The sequence below is a fragment of the Chryseobacterium mulctrae genome (assembly GCF_006175945.1).
GTDB lineage: Bacteria > Bacteroidota > Bacteroidia > Flavobacteriales > Weeksellaceae > Chryseobacterium > Chryseobacterium mulctrae.
Genome location: NZ_VAJL01000001.1, coordinates 2,016,188 through 2,032,246 on the forward strand (window position 1 = coordinate 2,016,188; position 16,059 = coordinate 2,032,246).

The following is a 16,059-nucleotide window of genomic DNA, read 5'->3' on the forward strand; positions in this document are numbered from 1 at the left end:
AATATGATATCTGAAGAAAAATTAATTGATATAGCTAATAACTATATTAAAACTATTGAAGAAAAAATAGGACAAGAATTAATATTACCTGAAAACTTAATGATTAAAAAAAAATATGGAATTTATTTTATATATCATTCAAAGAAATATTATGAAACCAAAAATTGGGAGTATAAGCTTTTAGGTAATGCACCATTTTTGGTAGAAAATAAAGATGGTAAGATAATTGAGTTTGGAACTTCAAGAGGAATGGATGATTATATTCAAGAATATGAAGCTGGGAGATATCCTTAATTAAAATCTAATTTAACCACCTTCGGGTGGTTTTCTTGTGAAATGAGGATTAATAGAAATGTTATCTTTGCGTGGAGAACTTACCCCCCCGCTGCCGCACGATTGCATCGCGTGGCTTTTTATTTTACTAACTCTCTCTCAAAAGTTTTATCTTTATAAAAAACATAAAGATGAGTAGAAATTACAAATTTCATAATCCCGAAGGTTTATACTTCATAAGTTTTGCCGTCGTAGGCTGGCTGGATGTATTTATCAGAAATGAATACAAAGAAATTCTTTTAGAAAGTTTAAGATTTTGTCAGAAGAATAAAGGTTTAGAAATCCATGCATGGTGCATTATGTCTAGTCATGTACATTTGATTTTTCGAAGTATAGACGGGCAAAAACCGGAACTTCTCATAGGTGATAAAGAGATTTACAAGCAAAGCCATTGTAAAAGCTATTAAAGAAAATCCTACAGAAAGTAGAAAAGAATTACATGAAGAATTTAACCACATATAAAGTGATCTTCTTTTTAGCTTTTACCAGCTGTACAAGTAAAATGGTTGTGAGTGATGCTCCGATGCTAAAAGGAACATGGACTGTAGAAAGTGATATTAAAAAAAATGTATCCGCAAAAAAAACAGGTACTTTTCAATATCCAAATCTGGGGACGGAATATAATTTACGAAAGGGAAAATTTAATGGCGTTTTTAAGATCATCGCGAAAAATAATGATACTCTATTTTATGCCAATTATGAAAATAATTTACCTGTTGGAAAATATATTTCGAAAAGATTAGATTATAATGAGCAAGTTTTACATCATAGAACCATTCCGGTAAATCCTAAATTAAGTTATGGAATAGGTACAGGTAATTTTAATGGAAATCATGAAAAGGAAGGATTCTGGGATGAAGATGGTCAAAAAGTATTTTATAAAAATGGAGAAGTTATTTCAAAATAGGAAGTTATTTTTTGTTGATATCCAAAATAATTTAAAAGAGATGATATTCAATTATTTTTTGAAATTATTCAACATCAACATTTATTCTATATTATTTCTAAATAAAGCTATGCGTAACAGTAGAAATAAATAAAAAACTTCATTTAGCTGACTGCATTATAGTTTTGTGGAAGATTATTAAGACCCTTAAACGAGTAATCCTAAACTCGTCCCTGCTGCCGCACGATTCTATCGTGTGGCTTTTTTAATTACAACCAACCATTAAAAAACAAATTCCAAAAAACTTTTCAAGAAAAAATAAAACACGACACCATTTGTCGCATTTACCGCATATATTTGTTTTAGAAAACTATACGAAATGAAAAAAGATTTTTACCTTACGAGATATGCCTTGATCATTAAAAAATTAGAGAGCGCTCCGGCGACGTATTCGCAGATGGAAGATTATCTTTTGAATTCCTTCGAATTTCAGGATGCGGGAATTAAGAGCTACTCTATTCGTACTTTGCAAAGGGATATTCGTGAGATTTCAGATCTTTTTAATCTTTCTATTCACAACAAAAAGAAAGGTGACAATCGGTATTATATTGAAAGTCGCCCGATGATGGAAGTCGATGAGTACAACCAAAAATTACTCGAATCTTTTCAGGTAAGCAATGCGTTAAATAATCATCCCGATTTTGCCAATTTTATCTTTTTTGAAAGCAGAAAACCTACCGGAGTTGAGCATTTTTATGATCTTTTCTTTGCCATCCGAAACAAAAGAATTGTCTTGTTTGAGCACTACAATTATAAAAACAAACTGATGACCTCCCGAAAAGTTCATCCTTTAGCGTTAAAAGAATCTAAGGATCGATGGTATCTGATTGCGATTGACACCAAAGACAAAGCATTGAAATCTTTCGGTTTAGACAGGATCAATTATCTGGATGTTTCTCCACAAACATTCAGGGAAAAATACAAATACAACTTTAGAGAACATTTCAAAAATGCTTTTGGCGTAATGAATCTTACCGAGCAAAACCCTCAAAAAATTGTGTTGAAATGCAGCCGACATCAGGGAGAATACATCAGAAGTTTCCCTTTACACCAATCTCAGAAAGAGACCAAAGAAACTCCGGAAGATATTTATTTTGAGTTTTTCCTCCACCCTACTTACGATTTTATGCAGGAAATTTTATCGTACGGAAAAGAGGTAAGAGTTCTTGAACCTATAAATCTAGTTGAAGACATCAAAAAACATTTACTGGAATCGCTAAACAGTTATTTGAAAGAGTAGAATTTTGCATCTTTTTGATTACATTTACATAAATAATCATGTATTGAAAGCTTTATATCTTCTCTTTATACTCATCTCAACATTTTGTTTTTCTCAACAAACCGAGGAATTCAAGATGGTAAAAAAATATTATAATCAGCACAGAACAATGCTGAATACCGAGTTTAAGAAAAAGTTTGATGCCGAAAAAAATCCTTTATATAAAGCTGCTGTAAAAAATGACTTCCTTTTTTTTATGAAAAAAATGGACAGCATTGAAAATGTAGCCTTGATTACAGCCCTGCTTAAAGTAAAAAATCTTGAAGATTTAAAAAAAATTAATTCTAAAACGATTCTCTTACCACAACAGGATTTTCCAAAGTCGATTGAAAAAACTGCAGATTACCCCGGCGGAATAAATGCTTTACGAAAAGAAGTTGCACAGCTTTTTTATGGAGACGGCGTATTTTCTGAAACTGGAAATTTAAAAACCAACGTTGCTTTTATTGTTGAAAAAGACGGAACGATCAGTGATGTAAAAGCTGAAGGTGATAATTTCACTTTCAACCGACAGGCAGAAATTGCATTGTACTCTGTTTCTGAAAAATTTTCTCCGGCCTACACTAACGGAAATCCTGTAAGATACCGCTTCAGACTGCCTTTAGTACTTAATTTTGACTAATCAAAAGATAATCATTACAATCATTAGCTAAATTTGCTTTACTCGATGGTAAATTTTATATTGGTTATAGATTCTAAATTCCAAGAAATATTATATTGAAAAGCTTAGTTTTGCACTAAGCTTTTATTTTTATGTTTACAGACGAATATTTTATGAGAATGGCTTTTCAGGAAGCCCAGATTGCATTAGAAAAAGATGAGGTTCCTATTGGATGTGTCATCGTTGCAAACAATCGTGTGATTGCAAGAGCTCATAATCTTACCGAAACGTTAAACGATGTAACAGCACATGCCGAAATGCAGGCAATCACTTCAGCAGCCAATTATTTGGGCGGAAAATATTTAATCAACTGTACTTTGTATGTGACTTTAGAACCTTGCGTAATGTGTTCGGGAGCACTTTCTTGGTCACAGATTTCAAAAGTGGTGATTGGCGCAAGAGATGAGCAACGCGGATTTATCAATAAAAATTTAAACCTTCATCCCAAAACAGAAATTGTTTCAGGAGTTATGGAAAACGAATGTTCTATGATTGTGAAAGAGTTTTTTAAATCAAAGCGTTAAAACTTCATTCTTAAAAATAGAATACATCAGAATATCATAATATTTTCCATCTTTCTTCATATGCTGTTTCAAAATAGCCTCCTGTTTCATTCCTACTTTCTGCATTATTCTTTCTGATGCGGGATTGTGGGGAAAGTAAGTTGCATATATTTTATTAAAGCCTAATTCTTTAAAACCAAAGTCAATAATAGCTTCTGCAGCTTCGGTTACATAACCTTTGCTCCAAAAAGGTTTTGCCATCCAATAGCCTAGTTCTGCCTTATCAGAACCTTCGTCGTGAAGTCCGATTGCACCTATAATTTTTTCTTCTTTATCTCGAATTGCAAACGTGAACCCTTTCTTCTTATCAAAAGCTTTTCTTGATATTTTCAACCAAAATTCTGCATTTTCTATATGATAAGGATAAGGAATATTGGAAGTAAGATCGGAGAAAATTTTATCCTGAAGATATTCAACTACAAAAGGCAAATCTGATTCTTTTAATTCAGATAAAATAAGTCGTTCTGTTTCTATTCTTGGGAATTTTTTCATTACAAATCTTTTCCTAAAAAGTACAATCCTTTTAATGTATGCAACCGGTCTGCAATATGAATTTTTTCTGTTAAAGGCTTGTAAACATGAGAAACTCCACCAGTTGCGATTACAAAGCACTCATCATTCACTTCATTGTTTATTCTGTCAATAAAACCTTCTACCATTCCGAGAAAACCGTACACCATTCCGCTTTGCATACAGGTAATCGTATCTAATCCTAAAACAGATTTTGGCTTTACAAGTTCAATTTCGGGAAGCTGAGCGGTCTGACTGATCAGAGAATTTAAAGAAGTTACAATTCCGGGAGCGATAATTACGCCTAAACATTCGCCGTCTTCAGCAACGCAACTTGCAGTAAGTGCTGTACCAAAATCTAAAACAATTTTCTTTCTTCCGGGATACATATTGTGTGCCGCAACGAGATTAGCATAAATATCGGTTCCCATCTGTTTAGATTTCGCAACAACTTCAGAAGGAGTCGTTCTATCAACCATTACAGGAGCGATCCCGTGAATTTTTCTGATCGCAGAAGTTATTTCTCTTGTTAATTGCGGTACTACCGAACCTATAATTATTTTTTTAATGTCTTTAGGATCAATTTTATAGGTTTGATATAAAATCAACATCTGACCATGCAGTTCGTCTGCGGTACGGTAAGGTTTTGTATTGATTATCCATGAAATATCACAGTTGTCGTCATCAAAAAGACCAAATCTGATATTGCTGTTTCCAACATTGATTACGATAGAATTCATTGACATATTTTTCAGCCGGAAACTCATCAAAATCTATTAACGAAAGATGAAGCTCCTATTAATTTTTCAGAGGTAAAAATAATACTTTTCATTAAAATAAGCTTTTAAAATCAATGAAAATGGTCTATACTTGTAATGGATTTGTTTTAAACCAAACACTTATGAAAAATATTTTTGCATTTATTCTTATTATTCAGGCTGTAACAATAATGGCTCAGAAAAATATAAAAATGTATCCCGAAAGAAACGGCGACTCTATTACGTACTATGCAGACAATCTCGAAATTTATCCTGTTTCTTTGGTTTTTAGAGGTCAACCTGAAGTAAATAATATGAAAAAGCCTGAGCTTTTTAAAACGACACAGGTAATTCCTGCAAAAACCACAAAAATGAGAATAGCCTATTTTGTGGTGAATGACAATCAAAAAGGTTGGGGCGTAAAGAAAATGCCTGGTTATAATAGTTATATTGGAGACATCACTATTAAAAATTACGATAAAAACTACACCTACGACTTACCCTTTGGCAAAGGAAAAGCTTTTTGGATACATCAGGGATATAACGGAACATTTTCTCATCAGAACGAAAATTCTTTAGACTTTATCATGCCTGAAGGAACAGAAATTTTATCCTCCAGAGAAGGCTTAGTCATCGATGTTGTAGAAAACAATAATCAGGGCTGCCCAACCAGAAATTGTGCTCCTTATGGAAATTACGTTTCAATTTTGCACTCGGATGGTACGATTGCACAATATTATCACTTACAGCAAAACGGAGCGCAGGTGAAAATTGGTGATACTGTAACGAAAGGGCAACCTATCGCTCTAAGTGGAAATACGGGTTGGAGCAGCGGTCCGCATTTACATTTCGTCACTTATTTGCCAAGTGCAACGGGTGATAAAAACAGAATTACTGTAAAAACTCTTTTTAAAACCGGATACGGGGATAAAGTTGAATATTTGGAAGAGAGAAAATCATATTCGAGAGCGTATTAGGTTTCGTTTTTACTCAAGCAGGTCTATTTATGGCTAAATATATTTTACTTTGGGTTGAAACAATACTGCTACTGCTTGTAATCAAATAACTTTTACTTTGATTACAAACAATGGTAATTGTAACTAAATGCAATGTAATAATGTTGATAGGATTTTATCCTATCCTTTAATAGATCGTCCCTTCGGGACTCTCCAGAGATTGTTAAACAAAAAAGCTTCCGATTACTCAGAAGCTTTGTATTTATTAAAAGAAATAATTTAGTAATTATCTTCTTCTCCTTTCATTTTTTCGGCGTTTTCTGCCATGATTACAGCATCAATCATTTCAGAGATATCACCATTCATATAGGCATCAAGGTTGTACATTGATTTACCAATTCTGTGATCTGTAACTCTTCCTTGAGGATAGTTGTAGGTTTTGATTTTTGCAGAACGGTCACCTGTAGAAACCATCGATTTACGTTGTGCAGCGATATCGCCCACCGCTTTTTGAACTTCGATATCGTATAATTTAGTTCTTAACATTTCCATTGCCAACTCACGGTTTGCTAACTGAGAGCGGGCTTGCTGACAAACGACAACCATTCCTGATGGTTTATGCGTCAACTGTACTTTTGTTTCAACCTTGTTTACGTTCTGTCCACCTGCTCCACCAGAACGTGATGTCTGCATTTCGATATCTGCAGGATTCAATTCAAAATCTATTTCTTCCGCTTCCGGTAAAACGGCAACGGTAATCGCAGAAGTGTGTACTCTACCTTGAGATTCTGTTTCAGGAACTCTTTGTACACGGTGTACACCAGATTCAAATTTCATGATTCCGTAAACACCGTCTCCTTCAATTCTTAGAATTAGTTCTTTGTATCCTTTAGCTGCCTCGCTGGAATCTGTGATCTCGTGCTTCCAACCTTTGGTTTTAAAATACATGGTATAAGCTCTGTAGACATCTTCCACGAAAATTGCAGCTTCGTCTCCACCAGTTCCGGCACGAAGTTCTACAATAACGTTTTTATCGTCTGCAGGATCTTTAGGTATCAAAAGAACTTTCAGCTCATCTTCCAAACCTGGAATCTTTTCTAAAGCTTCATTCTTTTCGATTTTTGCCAATTCTACAAAATCTTTATCTGAACCATCTGCAATGATTTCATCAGACTCTTCGATGGTATCTAAAGCTCCTTTATATTGATCGTAAACTCTTACAATTTTCCCCAAATCACTATATTCTTTGTTTAAAGAAGAATATCTTTTCTGGTCTGAAATGACATCAGGTTGAATAATAAGATCGGCAACCTCATTATATCTCTGCTTTATCGCTTCTAATTTTGGAATTAATGATTTAGACATATTAAAAATTTAGTTTGCAAAGATACGGAATTGACAACGAAGAACAAAAGCCCATTTTCATGAGCTTTGATTTTTAATTTTTTTAATCCGAATTAAGAATAAATACCTATTTCAATTTTAGTTTTTTCCTCTGTTATCCTTTACTTCCTGAATTCTGTTTTCAAAATATTCTTTTCGGTCAGGATGCTTTTTTATTAATGTTTGAAATGCATTAATTGCTTTAGTATATAATTTTTGCTCAATATACAGATTCGCTAAAGTCTCGGTCATTAAATGAGAAATATCGTCTGTTTTTTCTTTCACAACGAAATTCACCACATCTTTTAACTGACTGATTTTTGGATTGTTTTCTATGAAAGATTCAATCACTTTATTTTTAGTCTCGGTTTTTACCTTTTCAACTTCTTCGGTTCTGTCAATTTTCAGCCAGCTTTGCCAAGTATTGATAAAGCCCGGAACATTACTGTCTAAAAGCGTTTTATTTTCTTCTTTTAAAGGTAATTCTTCAACTTTTTCTTTTGGAGAATCTTGTTGTTCCTCTACTTCTTTTTTTATGGCTAAACTTGAAATATCAGTTCCAAAGAAAGAAACATTCATCACACGAGCTTCTTCTTTTTCAGTAGAATCAGCGATTTCAGGTTCTGGATTTTCAACTTCATTCACAATTTCCTCCGAAATGTTTTCTGCAACAGTTTCTGATTTTTCTTCTTCTAAAATAATCTCTTCCAAAACTTCTTTTACTTCTTCAGGCTTTTCTTCCTGTACAGATTCTATTTCAATTTTTTTGCTGAATGAATCTGGAATATGAGATTCAATGCTCATTGGTTTCCAGCCAGAACGTTCTTCTTTTACCTCTTCTATAACAGGTGCATGATTTTTTTCTTCTGAAGTTTCGGCTTGAATCACCTCTGCTTTTTCTTCAGCTTTAGTTTCATTTTCATTTGAAACAACAAAATCCTGGGTTTCAGCAAAACTTATTTCTTTTTCACTTTCTTCTTCCGGTTCGTTTGCTTTTGCTTCAGCTTCCTTTTTATGAGCAGCTTTCATCTTTTTCTCAACTTCTTCAATCAGGCGACGCATTTCGTCTTCATGCTTATTGATATTAGAATTTGTTATTTCAGCAGGATTTATTTGTTCTGAAACGGGAGCTTCAATTTTAACTTCCGGTAAGAAAGCATCTGTTCCATGGAAACTTAATTCAGATTCATCATTGATTTTTTCAGCAACATCTTTAGAATTAATTTCATCTTCATTGATGATGACTTCCTGATTTAAAACTTCAGTAATCTCTTCTTTTTCAACATTTTCTTCTGAATTTTCATTATCAATAGATTCTTCTGTTTGAATTTCTTTTTCAGCTTCAAAAGATTCTACTTCTAGAAAACTCACCTCAGATTCATCATTAATTTTTTCTGCAATTTTTTCAGAATCAATTGTATCTTCACTGATAATTGCTTCCGATTTTGCAACTTCTTCAACGTATTCTGTATCAGTGTTTTCTGTAGAATTTTTATTTTCAACAGGTTTTTCTTCCAGAACTTCTGTTTCAGGTTCAAAAGATTCCGTTTCAAGAACGTTAAGCTCAGTTTCTTTGATTTTTTCTGAATCAATTATTTCTTCATGAATAATTTCATTAGAAGTTGCTACAGAAGGTGTTTCACTTGTTGTTTCTTCCGCTTCAACAGTACGTTTAATTGGGAAAGAAGATTTTTGAGTTACAATTACTCCAGATTCGAGTGTAGATTCCAAATCGATGGTATCTGCATTTTTTTCTTCCAGGTAATTCTCTTCACCTTCAAATAAAATTCTGTTACGTTCACCGTTAACAACTACATGTTTTATTTCAGCTTTTGGAGTCGCCAAATCTTCTGAAGCAGCTTTATAATCATGTTTCGGAAACGTTTTTTTCTCTTTTACCCACCAAAAAGGCTCTTTGGTATTCTGAGGTTTATTTTCCTCAAGTTTATCAGCAATAATTTGAGGTTCTTTTTCAATAGATTCAGCTTTTCTTTGCTGAATTTTCCCGTTAATCAACTGATACAGAATCTTCTTATCTGTGGTATAAGCCGCAGTTGTAGACAATTCTTTCTGATAATTTTCTTTATCAAAAAGGTGCACACCATACAAATGCAAAGCACGAATGTTTTGAATATAAGGGAAAGAATTAATTTCTTCTTTCAAAAGATGCAGATCTTCTGACTGTATGTTTTTCGGATTTTTTAATAATTCTAAAACTCTAGTATTCATCATATTACCAGTTCGCTACAATGTCATTAAATATTTTATTGATAACCCTATCCGTAACAATCTTCACCTGAGAAGCCTCAATATCACTTTGAGAAAGACTGCTGTTGAATACAGCTTCATCAGAGAAATTTTTATCAAAACTCAACTCTGGATGCAATTTGTTTTCATAACGAACTTTCACTGTGATTGTCAATTTATTCTGAGACTCCTGAATCGTTCCACCTCCTGAAGTCGGCTGAGTTGTAGAGCTTATGGTAGTCGGGGAAATTGAATAATCTGTAATTTCACCTTCAATCAAAATATCCGGATTTTGTTTTGTTCCTTTCAGAGTGGTACGCTGCAAAAACCTATTTTGAATATCTGTAGAAAACTGCTGCGCCAAAGTAGGGTTTACGAACGCTGCATTATTGGGAAACTCATTGATTTGTACGGTCTTTTCATCTGTAAGAGATGAACCTGTAAAAGAATAGCAAGAGTTTAAAAATCCTACAGATATGATTAAAAGGAAAAGATTTTTCAACTGATTCATTTTTAAATAATTTAAACTTAATATTTTTCGGTAATACCAATTTCGGTAATTTCGTCGTATTCAATTTGTTGAATTGCATCTTCAAATGCAAAATAGTTTGCAGTATACATAAATGGCAATGTTAGTAAAAGTCCGATTCCGCAAGCTATGACACCAATCTGTGATAAAATTCCAATTACAAAAGAGAACAAGAAAATATTTAAAAGATTTCCTTTGGTCATTACTTTTGAGATATTCCAAGCGGTTTTAATGTCTGCAACTCCTTTAAAAGTAATTAAGGCAGGAATGTAAAATCCCTTTAAAGCAAAATATAGAATTACGGCAAACATTATAAACATATATGGGAACATTAAAATCGGGCCCATTACACTTTGCTCATCGCTACCATAAGAAGCTGCTCCTCCTATTACTGCAATAAATATCATCGGAATGTAAAGAACAATCATTCCACCAATAATAATTAACTGGAAAATAAAATACGGCATAAAATCTTTAAAATCAAAAATCTCACCTGCACTTGCTGGTTGGTTTTTAGTTAATTTTCTAAGATATTTATAATAGTTTCCAACTGCCAAAAGTCAGCAAAACGGGATAATAGACATTAAGAAAGTGACCAAAAAGCCAACAAAAACTCCTCCAAAGTCTTTCTTTAAAAGTTCAAAGCCTTTGTTGATGTATTCGCCAAATTTAAAATTGATCGGTTTAGGTGTTAAATTTACATTCATGATTTTAGGTGTTGTTTATTCTTCTAAGTTATATTGTTTTATTTTCCTGTATAAAGTTCTCTGAGAAATCCCCAATTCATCTGCCGCTCTGTTTCTTCTTCCATTGTGCTTTTCTAAAGCTTTCACAATTAGATCTTTTTCATTGTTCTGAAGAGATAAAGATTCTGGTCTGTTTTCTTCCACTTCAATATCTTCAAAATCTTCGTAAGTATCGTCAGAATTTGAGATAATTGTAGGATTCTGAACATTCTGATTCCCGTTGTTGTTATTTTCAAAATACAGCAACGAATTAGCATTTGCAGTTTGCTGAGGTTCAGGTGTATAAATTCTGCTTATTAAATTTTTCTCCTGATTGCTCAGATCTGCAGTTCCCCGATTCTTAATGAGTTCCGAAGTTAAGGATTTTAAATCATTAATATCATTCCGCATATCGAAGAGAATTTTATACATAATTTCTCTTTCGTTGCCAAAATCGGTCTGCTTTTGTCCGCTTGGTTGGTTCACAACCATTGGCAAATGAGCATCCATCGGAATATACTCTGTTAATTTTGCAACCGAAATATTTCGCTCACGTTCTACAACCGTCATTTGCTCAACCAAATTTCTTAGTTGACGCACATTTCCCGGGAAAGTATAATTTTCGATGTAATGTACCGCGCTTGGTTCCAGTTCAAGTTCCGGCATTCTGTATTTTTCGGCAAAATCGATCGCAAATTTTCTGAAAAGCAAATGAATATCACCTTTTCTTTCTCTCAAAGCAGGCATATCAATCTGCACCGTATTCAAACGATAAAACAAATCTTCACGGAATCTTCCGTCCTGAATTGCTTTCATCATATTCACATTGGTTGCGGCAACGATTCTTACATTGGTTTTTTGTACCTGTGAAGAACCTACTTTCATAAACTCTCCGCTTTCCAGAACTCTCAACAAACGAACCTGCGTTTGCAAAGGCAATTCACCAACTTCATCCAGGAAAATAGTTCCACCATCGGCAACTTCAAAATATCCTTTTCTGGTTGCAGTTGCTCCTGTAAAAGCTCCTTTTTCGTGCCCGAAAAGTTCTGAATCGATGGTTCCTTCCGGAATTGCACCACAGTTAACGACAATGTACGGTTGATGTTTTCTTTTAGATTCTGAATGAATGATTTTTGGGATAAATTCTTTCCCTACACCACTTTCCCCGACGACCAAAACGGAAATATCGGTGGGTGCTACTTGAATAGATTTTTCTAAAGCTCGGTTTAAAGCCGGAAAATTTCCGATAATCCCGAAGCGGTTTTTTATATTTTGAAGCTCGTTACTCATGAGTAAAATTTAGATTGTTTGATTAAATTTCGTCTACTTTATCATCGTAGATTCTTAATTAGTTGAAATAATTTGATTTAAATTTTAAGCAACCAAATCCAAATAATCTTTGTTTCTAATCTTCGAAACTTTACTTTTAAAATATAAAACTTCAGCAAAGACATTCTCTTTACTTTCTTTTAAAAAATTGATTAAAATCTGACAATGCTTTTCTTTTTCAGAAAATGCGATGCCTGTTTTATGATGAGAATAGTTTTGATTTTTCTTAGAGAAAATATTCCCTAAAAGATCCACAGCACTCTGTTTGTCACTGATTGCGAACTTGCGTCTCGATTTTTCGTTTAAAAAAATCTTTTCTAACGCATGACTTTCTTTAGAATTTAGAAATTGATTGTAAATTTCATACAGCTGTTTGCAATCTTCACTTCGAAGATTCCCACTGCTGATTTGTGCCGAAATATTACTGCAGATAATTACCAATAAAACACTAAGGCAATACTTCTGAAACTTTTCCATTGTCTTGTTTATTTGTTAATTGATAATATTTTTTATTCTAAAGTTTAAAGCTGATGAACTAAAAACTAATTAATTTTTTACAGTTTCCCCTAAAAGTGTGCCTTGTGTATTATCAAATACAAAAACGTTCACAATGTCACCCATTTTTTGACCTTCCTGCATATCAAAAACGCAAACCGCATTTTGGGAATTTCTTCCTTTCCATTGGTTTTTGTTCTTTTTAGAAATTCCTTCAATTAAAACTTCGTGAACTCTTCCAACATAACCTTCCATTCTTTTTCTTGAAAGCTCGCCTTGCAAAGCAATTATTTCTGCGAGACGTCTTTGCTTCACATCTGCCGGAATATCATCTTCCATCTTCTTGTGAGCCGGAGTTCCCGGTCTCTCAGAATAAGAGAACATATAGCCGTAATCGTATTCTACTTCGCGCATTAAGCTCATCGTTAATTGATGATCTTCTTCGGTTTCGGTACAAAATCCGATAATCATATCTTGTGAAAACGAAATATCCGGAACGATTTCTTTTCCTCTTTTAATTAAATCTAAATATTCCTGACGTGTATGTTGACGGTTCATCAATTGCAGAATTCTATCGCTTCCGCTTTGTACCGGTAAATGAACATATTTACAAACATTATCGTGCTTAGCAATCACTTTGAAAACCTCTTCCGTCATTTCGTGAGGATTGGAAGTAGAGAATCTGATTCTCATTTGCGGAACTGCAACCGCAACCATATCTAAAAGTTGAGCAAAATTAACTGCTGTTAATTTTTGCATTTCTGATGCTTTCGCAAAATCTTTTTTCGGACCGCCTCCATACCAAAGGTAAGAATCAACGTTTTGACCTAATAAAGTAATTTCTTTATAACCGGTTTCCCACAAACTTTTACATTCTTCAATAATCGAATGCGGATCACGACTTCTCTCGCGACCTCTGGTAAAAGGAACTACACAAAAAGTACACATATTATCGCAACCTCTCGTAATGGTAACGAAAGCTGTAACGCCATTTCCGCCTAAACGAACAGGATTAATATCTGCATATGTTTCTTCTTTTGAAAGAATAACATTGATGGCATCTCTCCCGTCTTCGGTTTCTTTTAAAAGATTAGGTAAATCTCTGTATGCATCGGGACCAACAACCAAATCTACAAGCTGTTCTTCTTCTAAAAATTTGGTTTTAAGCCTTTCAGCCATACAACCCAAGACACCAACCGTCATGTTTGGTCGTTCTTTTTTTAGATTTTTAAACTGAGCAAGACGCATTCTTACAGTTTGCTCTGCCTTTTCACGAATAGAACAGGTATTAAGAAGAATTAAATCAGCTTCTTCCACTTTAAGAGTGGTATTATAGCCTTGCTCATTAAGAATTGACGCAACAATTTCAGAATCAGAGAAATTCATCTGACAACCATAGCTTTCCAAGAATAACTTCTTAGAATTTCCATCTTTTTCTGCAATAGCAAAAGCTTCTCCCTGTTTGGTTTCGTCTATATATTTTTCCTGCACTTTTTCAAAATTTGAGATTTGAAATTAGTAATTTTTGAAACTAATAAAATAATTTAAGGCTGCAAATTTTTAATTTCAAATTAAATTAGTTTGCAAAGATACAAAATCTTATGCCAGAATGGCAGAACTATTTTTTCTGAAAATAAGCAGAAAACTTTCCGGGAAAAGCGACTCTTTGTTTAATAGGAATATCAGAATAGTAAGCTGGTTTCCATTTCTTTTTAAGACCACTTAAGGCTTTTTTAAAATCAATATTAAATGCTTCATTTTTTACTTCGGGATAGATTCTGGCATTTACAATCTCACCTTCTCTACTAACGTAAAATTCCAGATTAATATCATCATTCAGAGCATATTTTCGGAAAAGAAACTTGAAATTATTTACAAAATCGCTATCAAAAGCCGTGTATCCGTTTGGATATTCTGCCCGAGTAACATTCTTATAGGGATTATAACCAGCTTTATAACCACTGATTAAATCTTTAGGATAAATAATAAACTCCGTTACTGCTCCTAATTTATTTCCTTTTACTTCAGCTGGCTTCCAGTTTTTAAGATTTTTTATCAAATCCAATGAGATGTCATAAGCACATTTGTTTTTAGAAATATAATCTGTATCATTATCCTGAACCAGTTTTACCGTCTTATCTTGCATAACGATGATTCTCGGTTGATAAATCTCTTTAGAATCACATTCCGGAACTTTATTTTTAATTAAATATTCATTAATTTCTTTATAAAACTGAACAACTCCACCTTCATAAAAACGTTGCCCTTTAGGATATTCGTCTAAAAACTGAGCTTTGAATAAAATTGTATTTAAAAGGAATAGAAAAATGCATAATTTATATCTCATCGTGAAAAAATTTAATAAAAAAAGTCATTACAAAACGCAATGACTAAAATAAATGAATTAATTCACTTATCAATGTATTTTCAAAATAATTAATCTCCCTCATCAAACTGATCTGAAGTAAAATTTATTCTGATTACTTTTTTTGAAACAATTGGTTCTCCGTTCCGCATTGCCGGTTTCCATTTTTTCTTAACTCTTTTAATGGCGAAATTCATATCATCTATAAACAATTCGCTGTCTTTTACTTTAGGCAAAACCTTAAGATTCTCAACTTTCCCCTCTGTACTGACATCAAAAAGAAAAGTAAACTTACCATTCACCGCATATTTATCCATATCAATATAGCCATGAATCATTTTTAAAAACTCTTTACTGAAAGCATCATCACCTCCTGGAAATTCAGCTTTCTCTGTTATAGTAAATTTTTCAGATTCAACTTTAAATTCTTGAGCAAAACTTTTAAACCCTATTAATAAAACAAGTACAAAAAAATATTTTTTCATAATTTACATATCGGCAGATAATGATGAGAAGCTCATCTTAAGTTTCATTTCAGATTTTACGGGTTGTCCGTTACACATTGCAGGTTTCCAGTCTTTTTTAATTCTTCTTACTACGTATTGCATATCATCAAAGAAAACATCACTGTTCAAAACTTTGGGATCTCCAGCTACATCAATTACTCTGCCCATCGCATCAATAGTGAGTGTAAATGTAAAATCGCCTGTTAAAGTATAAAAATCTGAATTCAGATATGTGTACATATATTTTCTGAGAATAGTCTTGTAAGCTGCAGCTCCTCCTTCAAAACTTGCTGCCTGAAAATCGTTACAACCCTTCACGGCAACCTGCATAAAAGGTTCTTTAATGTCTATTTTTAATAGATTTTTATTATTTTCTACGATGAAAGATTCATCTCTGTCTTCAAGATCCTGAGCAAACGCGAAGTTTGCAGCAAAAAGCCCTATAAATAATGCTAGTGTTTTCATAAAATATTT

Annotated in this window: 20 protein-coding genes; 7 read left to right on the top strand and 13 right to left on the bottom strand. The window is 33.3% G+C overall.

What is annotated here, in order from left to right; translation table 11 throughout:
• The first annotated feature begins 3 nt into the window (after window positions 1-3).
• From FDY99_RS09045 to FDY99_RS09070, 6 genes are all read left to right on the top strand, one after another.
• Window positions 4-294: a hypothetical protein gene (locus tag FDY99_RS09045; protein WP_139420868.1), complete on the top strand. Its 291-nt coding sequence runs from the start codon at window positions 4-6 to the stop codon at window positions 292-294.
• Between the two features lie 170 nt (window positions 295-464).
• Window positions 465-740, top strand: coding sequence for a transposase (locus FDY99_RS09050; RefSeq protein ID WP_228448761.1), 276 nt, complete (start codon window positions 465-467; stop codon window positions 738-740).
• A gap of 32 nt (window positions 741-772) precedes the next feature.
• Window positions 773-1,240: a hypothetical protein gene (locus FDY99_RS09055; protein ID WP_139420870.1), complete on the top strand. Its 468-nt coding sequence runs from the start codon at window positions 773-775 to the stop codon at window positions 1,238-1,240.
• 358 nt (window positions 1,241-1,598) lie between these two features.
• Window positions 1,599-2,519, top strand: a complete 921-nt coding sequence (locus FDY99_RS09060) for a helix-turn-helix transcriptional regulator (RefSeq protein WP_139420872.1) — start codon at window positions 1,599-1,601, stop codon at window positions 2,517-2,519.
• 115 nt (window positions 2,520-2,634) lie between these two features.
• Window positions 2,635-3,180 carry an energy transducer TonB gene (locus tag FDY99_RS09065; protein ID WP_228448762.1) on the top strand — a complete coding sequence of 182 codons (546 nt, stop codon included), beginning with the start codon at window positions 2,635-2,637 and terminating at the stop codon, window positions 3,178-3,180.
• A gap of 131 nt (window positions 3,181-3,311) precedes the next feature.
• Window positions 3,312-3,743, top strand: a complete 432-nt coding sequence (locus FDY99_RS09070) for a nucleoside deaminase (RefSeq protein WP_139420874.1) — start codon at window positions 3,312-3,314, stop codon at window positions 3,741-3,743.
• Here FDY99_RS09070 and FDY99_RS09075 read toward each other — a convergent pair.
• Both FDY99_RS09075 and FDY99_RS09080 read right to left on the bottom strand, forming a co-directional pair.
• The gene (locus FDY99_RS09075) at window positions 3,732-4,274 is read right to left on the bottom strand and encodes a GNAT family N-acetyltransferase (RefSeq protein ID WP_139420876.1); all 543 of its coding nucleotides are present in this window, start codon (window positions 4,272-4,274) and stop codon (window positions 3,732-3,734) included. The genes FDY99_RS09070 and FDY99_RS09075 overlap by 12 nt on opposite strands.
• Window positions 4,274-5,032, bottom strand: coding sequence for a type III pantothenate kinase (locus FDY99_RS09080; protein WP_102979728.1), 759 nt, complete (start codon window positions 5,030-5,032; stop codon window positions 4,274-4,276). The genes FDY99_RS09075 and FDY99_RS09080 overlap by 1 nt, the downstream gene beginning before the upstream one ends.
• Before the next feature lie 161 nt (window positions 5,033-5,193).
• Between FDY99_RS09080 and FDY99_RS09085 the strand changes: the two genes are divergently transcribed.
• Window positions 5,194-6,027: a M23 family metallopeptidase gene (locus FDY99_RS09085; RefSeq protein WP_228448763.1), complete on the top strand. Its 834-nt coding sequence runs from the start codon at window positions 5,194-5,196 to the stop codon at window positions 6,025-6,027.
• 258 nt (window positions 6,028-6,285) lie between these two features.
• Here FDY99_RS09085 and prfA read toward each other — a convergent pair whose 3' ends face one another.
• The 11 genes from prfA to FDY99_RS09135 all read right to left on the bottom strand — a co-directional run bounded on the left by prfA (window position 6,286) and on the right by FDY99_RS09135 (window position 16,050).
• A complete protein-coding gene (prfA, locus tag FDY99_RS09090) occupies window positions 6,286-7,371 on the bottom strand; it encodes a peptide chain release factor 1 (RefSeq protein ID WP_074230753.1) in 1,086 nt (361 codons plus the stop codon).
• A 117-nt stretch (window positions 7,372-7,488) separates the two neighbouring features.
• Window positions 7,489-9,621: a hypothetical protein gene (locus FDY99_RS09095; protein WP_139420880.1), complete on the bottom strand. Its 2,133-nt coding sequence runs from the start codon at window positions 9,619-9,621 to the stop codon at window positions 7,489-7,491.
• A gap of 1 nt (window position 9,622) precedes the next feature.
• Window positions 9,623-10,147 carry an LptE family protein gene (locus FDY99_RS09100; RefSeq protein WP_139420882.1) on the bottom strand — a complete coding sequence of 175 codons (525 nt, stop codon included), beginning with the start codon at window positions 10,145-10,147 and terminating at the stop codon, window positions 9,623-9,625.
• 17 nt (window positions 10,148-10,164) lie between these two features.
• The gene (locus FDY99_RS09105) at window positions 10,165-10,722 is read right to left on the bottom strand and encodes a hypothetical protein (RefSeq protein WP_139420884.1); all 558 of its coding nucleotides are present in this window, start codon (window positions 10,720-10,722) and stop codon (window positions 10,165-10,167) included.
• Window positions 10,723-10,725: 3 nt separating this feature from the next.
• Window positions 10,726-10,872 (bottom strand): hypothetical protein, encoded by a 147-nt coding sequence (locus tag FDY99_RS22980; RefSeq protein ID WP_162304156.1) that lies wholly within the window; start codon window positions 10,870-10,872, stop codon window positions 10,726-10,728.
• Window positions 10,873-10,887: 15 nt separating this feature from the next.
• Complete coding sequence (locus tag FDY99_RS09110; protein ID WP_139420886.1) at window positions 10,888-12,180, bottom strand: sigma-54 interaction domain-containing protein; 1,293 nt, start codon at window positions 12,178-12,180, stop codon at window positions 10,888-10,890.
• An 84-nt stretch (window positions 12,181-12,264) separates the two neighbouring features.
• The gene (locus FDY99_RS09115) at window positions 12,265-12,696 is read right to left on the bottom strand and encodes a hypothetical protein (protein WP_139420888.1); all 432 of its coding nucleotides are present in this window, start codon (window positions 12,694-12,696) and stop codon (window positions 12,265-12,267) included.
• A 69-nt stretch (window positions 12,697-12,765) separates the two neighbouring features.
• On the bottom strand, window positions 12,766-14,205 hold the full coding sequence (gene miaB, locus FDY99_RS09120) for a tRNA (N6-isopentenyl adenosine(37)-C2)-methylthiotransferase MiaB (protein ID WP_139420890.1): 1,440 nt from the start codon (window positions 14,203-14,205) through the stop codon (window positions 12,766-12,768).
• 127 nt (window positions 14,206-14,332) lie between these two features.
• The gene (locus FDY99_RS09125) at window positions 14,333-15,061 is read right to left on the bottom strand and encodes a hypothetical protein (protein WP_139420892.1); all 729 of its coding nucleotides are present in this window, start codon (window positions 15,059-15,061) and stop codon (window positions 14,333-14,335) included.
• An 89-nt stretch (window positions 15,062-15,150) separates the two neighbouring features.
• Window positions 15,151-15,564 (bottom strand): energy transducer TonB, encoded by a 414-nt coding sequence (locus FDY99_RS09130; RefSeq protein ID WP_139420894.1) that lies wholly within the window; start codon window positions 15,562-15,564, stop codon window positions 15,151-15,153.
• A 3-nt stretch (window positions 15,565-15,567) separates the two neighbouring features.
• Window positions 15,568-16,050 (bottom strand): energy transducer TonB, encoded by a 483-nt coding sequence (locus FDY99_RS09135; protein WP_102979682.1) that lies wholly within the window; start codon window positions 16,048-16,050, stop codon window positions 15,568-15,570.
• Window positions 16,051-16,059 lie beyond the last annotated feature (9 nt).

What these genes read in the sequence shown, in the direction of transcription:
- FDY99_RS09065 (WP_228448762.1), top strand. Translation starts at nt 2,635, where the DNA reads ATGGTAAAAAAATATTATAATCAGCACAGAACAATGCTGAATACCGAG.
- FDY99_RS09060 (WP_139420872.1), top strand. Translation starts at nt 1,599, where the DNA reads ATGAAAAAAGATTTTTACCTTACGAGATATGCCTTGATCATTAAAAAA.
- FDY99_RS22980 (WP_162304156.1), bottom strand. Translation starts at nt 10,872, where the DNA reads ATGAATGTAAATTTAACACCTAAACCGATCAATTTTAAATTTGGCGAA.
- FDY99_RS09130 (WP_139420894.1), bottom strand. Translation starts at nt 15,564, where the DNA reads ATGAAAAAATATTTTTTTGTACTTGTTTTATTAATAGGGTTTAAAAGT.
- FDY99_RS09125 (WP_139420892.1), bottom strand. Translation starts at nt 15,061, where the DNA reads ATGAGATATAAATTATGCATTTTTCTATTCCTTTTAAATACAATTTTA.
- FDY99_RS09095 (WP_139420880.1), bottom strand. Translation starts at nt 9,621, where the DNA reads ATGATGAATACTAGAGTTTTAGAATTATTAAAAAATCCGAAAAACATA.
- FDY99_RS09100 (WP_139420882.1), bottom strand. Translation starts at nt 10,147, where the DNA reads ATGAATCAGTTGAAAAATCTTTTCCTTTTAATCATATCTGTAGGATTT.
- FDY99_RS09045 (WP_139420868.1), top strand. Translation starts at nt 4, where the DNA reads ATGATATCTGAAGAAAAATTAATTGATATAGCTAATAACTATATTAAA.
- FDY99_RS09050 (WP_228448761.1), top strand. Translation starts at nt 465, where the DNA reads ATGAGTAGAAATTACAAATTTCATAATCCCGAAGGTTTATACTTCATA.
- FDY99_RS09070 (WP_139420874.1), top strand. Translation starts at nt 3,312, where the DNA reads ATGTTTACAGACGAATATTTTATGAGAATGGCTTTTCAGGAAGCCCAG.
- prfA (WP_074230753.1), bottom strand. Translation starts at nt 7,371, where the DNA reads ATGTCTAAATCATTAATTCCAAAATTAGAAGCGATAAAGCAGAGATAT.
- FDY99_RS09080 (WP_102979728.1), bottom strand. Translation starts at nt 5,032, where the DNA reads ATGAATTCTATCGTAATCAATGTTGGAAACAGCAATATCAGATTTGGT.
- FDY99_RS09085 (WP_228448763.1), top strand. Translation starts at nt 5,194, where the DNA reads ATGAAAAATATTTTTGCATTTATTCTTATTATTCAGGCTGTAACAATA.
- FDY99_RS09075 (WP_139420876.1), bottom strand. Translation starts at nt 4,274, where the DNA reads ATGAAAAAATTCCCAAGAATAGAAACAGAACGACTTATTTTATCTGAA.
- FDY99_RS09055 (WP_139420870.1), top strand. Translation starts at nt 773, where the DNA reads ATGAAGAATTTAACCACATATAAAGTGATCTTCTTTTTAGCTTTTACC.
- FDY99_RS09135 (WP_102979682.1), bottom strand. Translation starts at nt 16,050, where the DNA reads ATGAAAACACTAGCATTATTTATAGGGCTTTTTGCTGCAAACTTCGCG.
- FDY99_RS09115 (WP_139420888.1), bottom strand. Translation starts at nt 12,696, where the DNA reads ATGGAAAAGTTTCAGAAGTATTGCCTTAGTGTTTTATTGGTAATTATC.
- FDY99_RS09110 (WP_139420886.1), bottom strand. Translation starts at nt 12,180, where the DNA reads ATGAGTAACGAGCTTCAAAATATAAAAAACCGCTTCGGGATTATCGGA.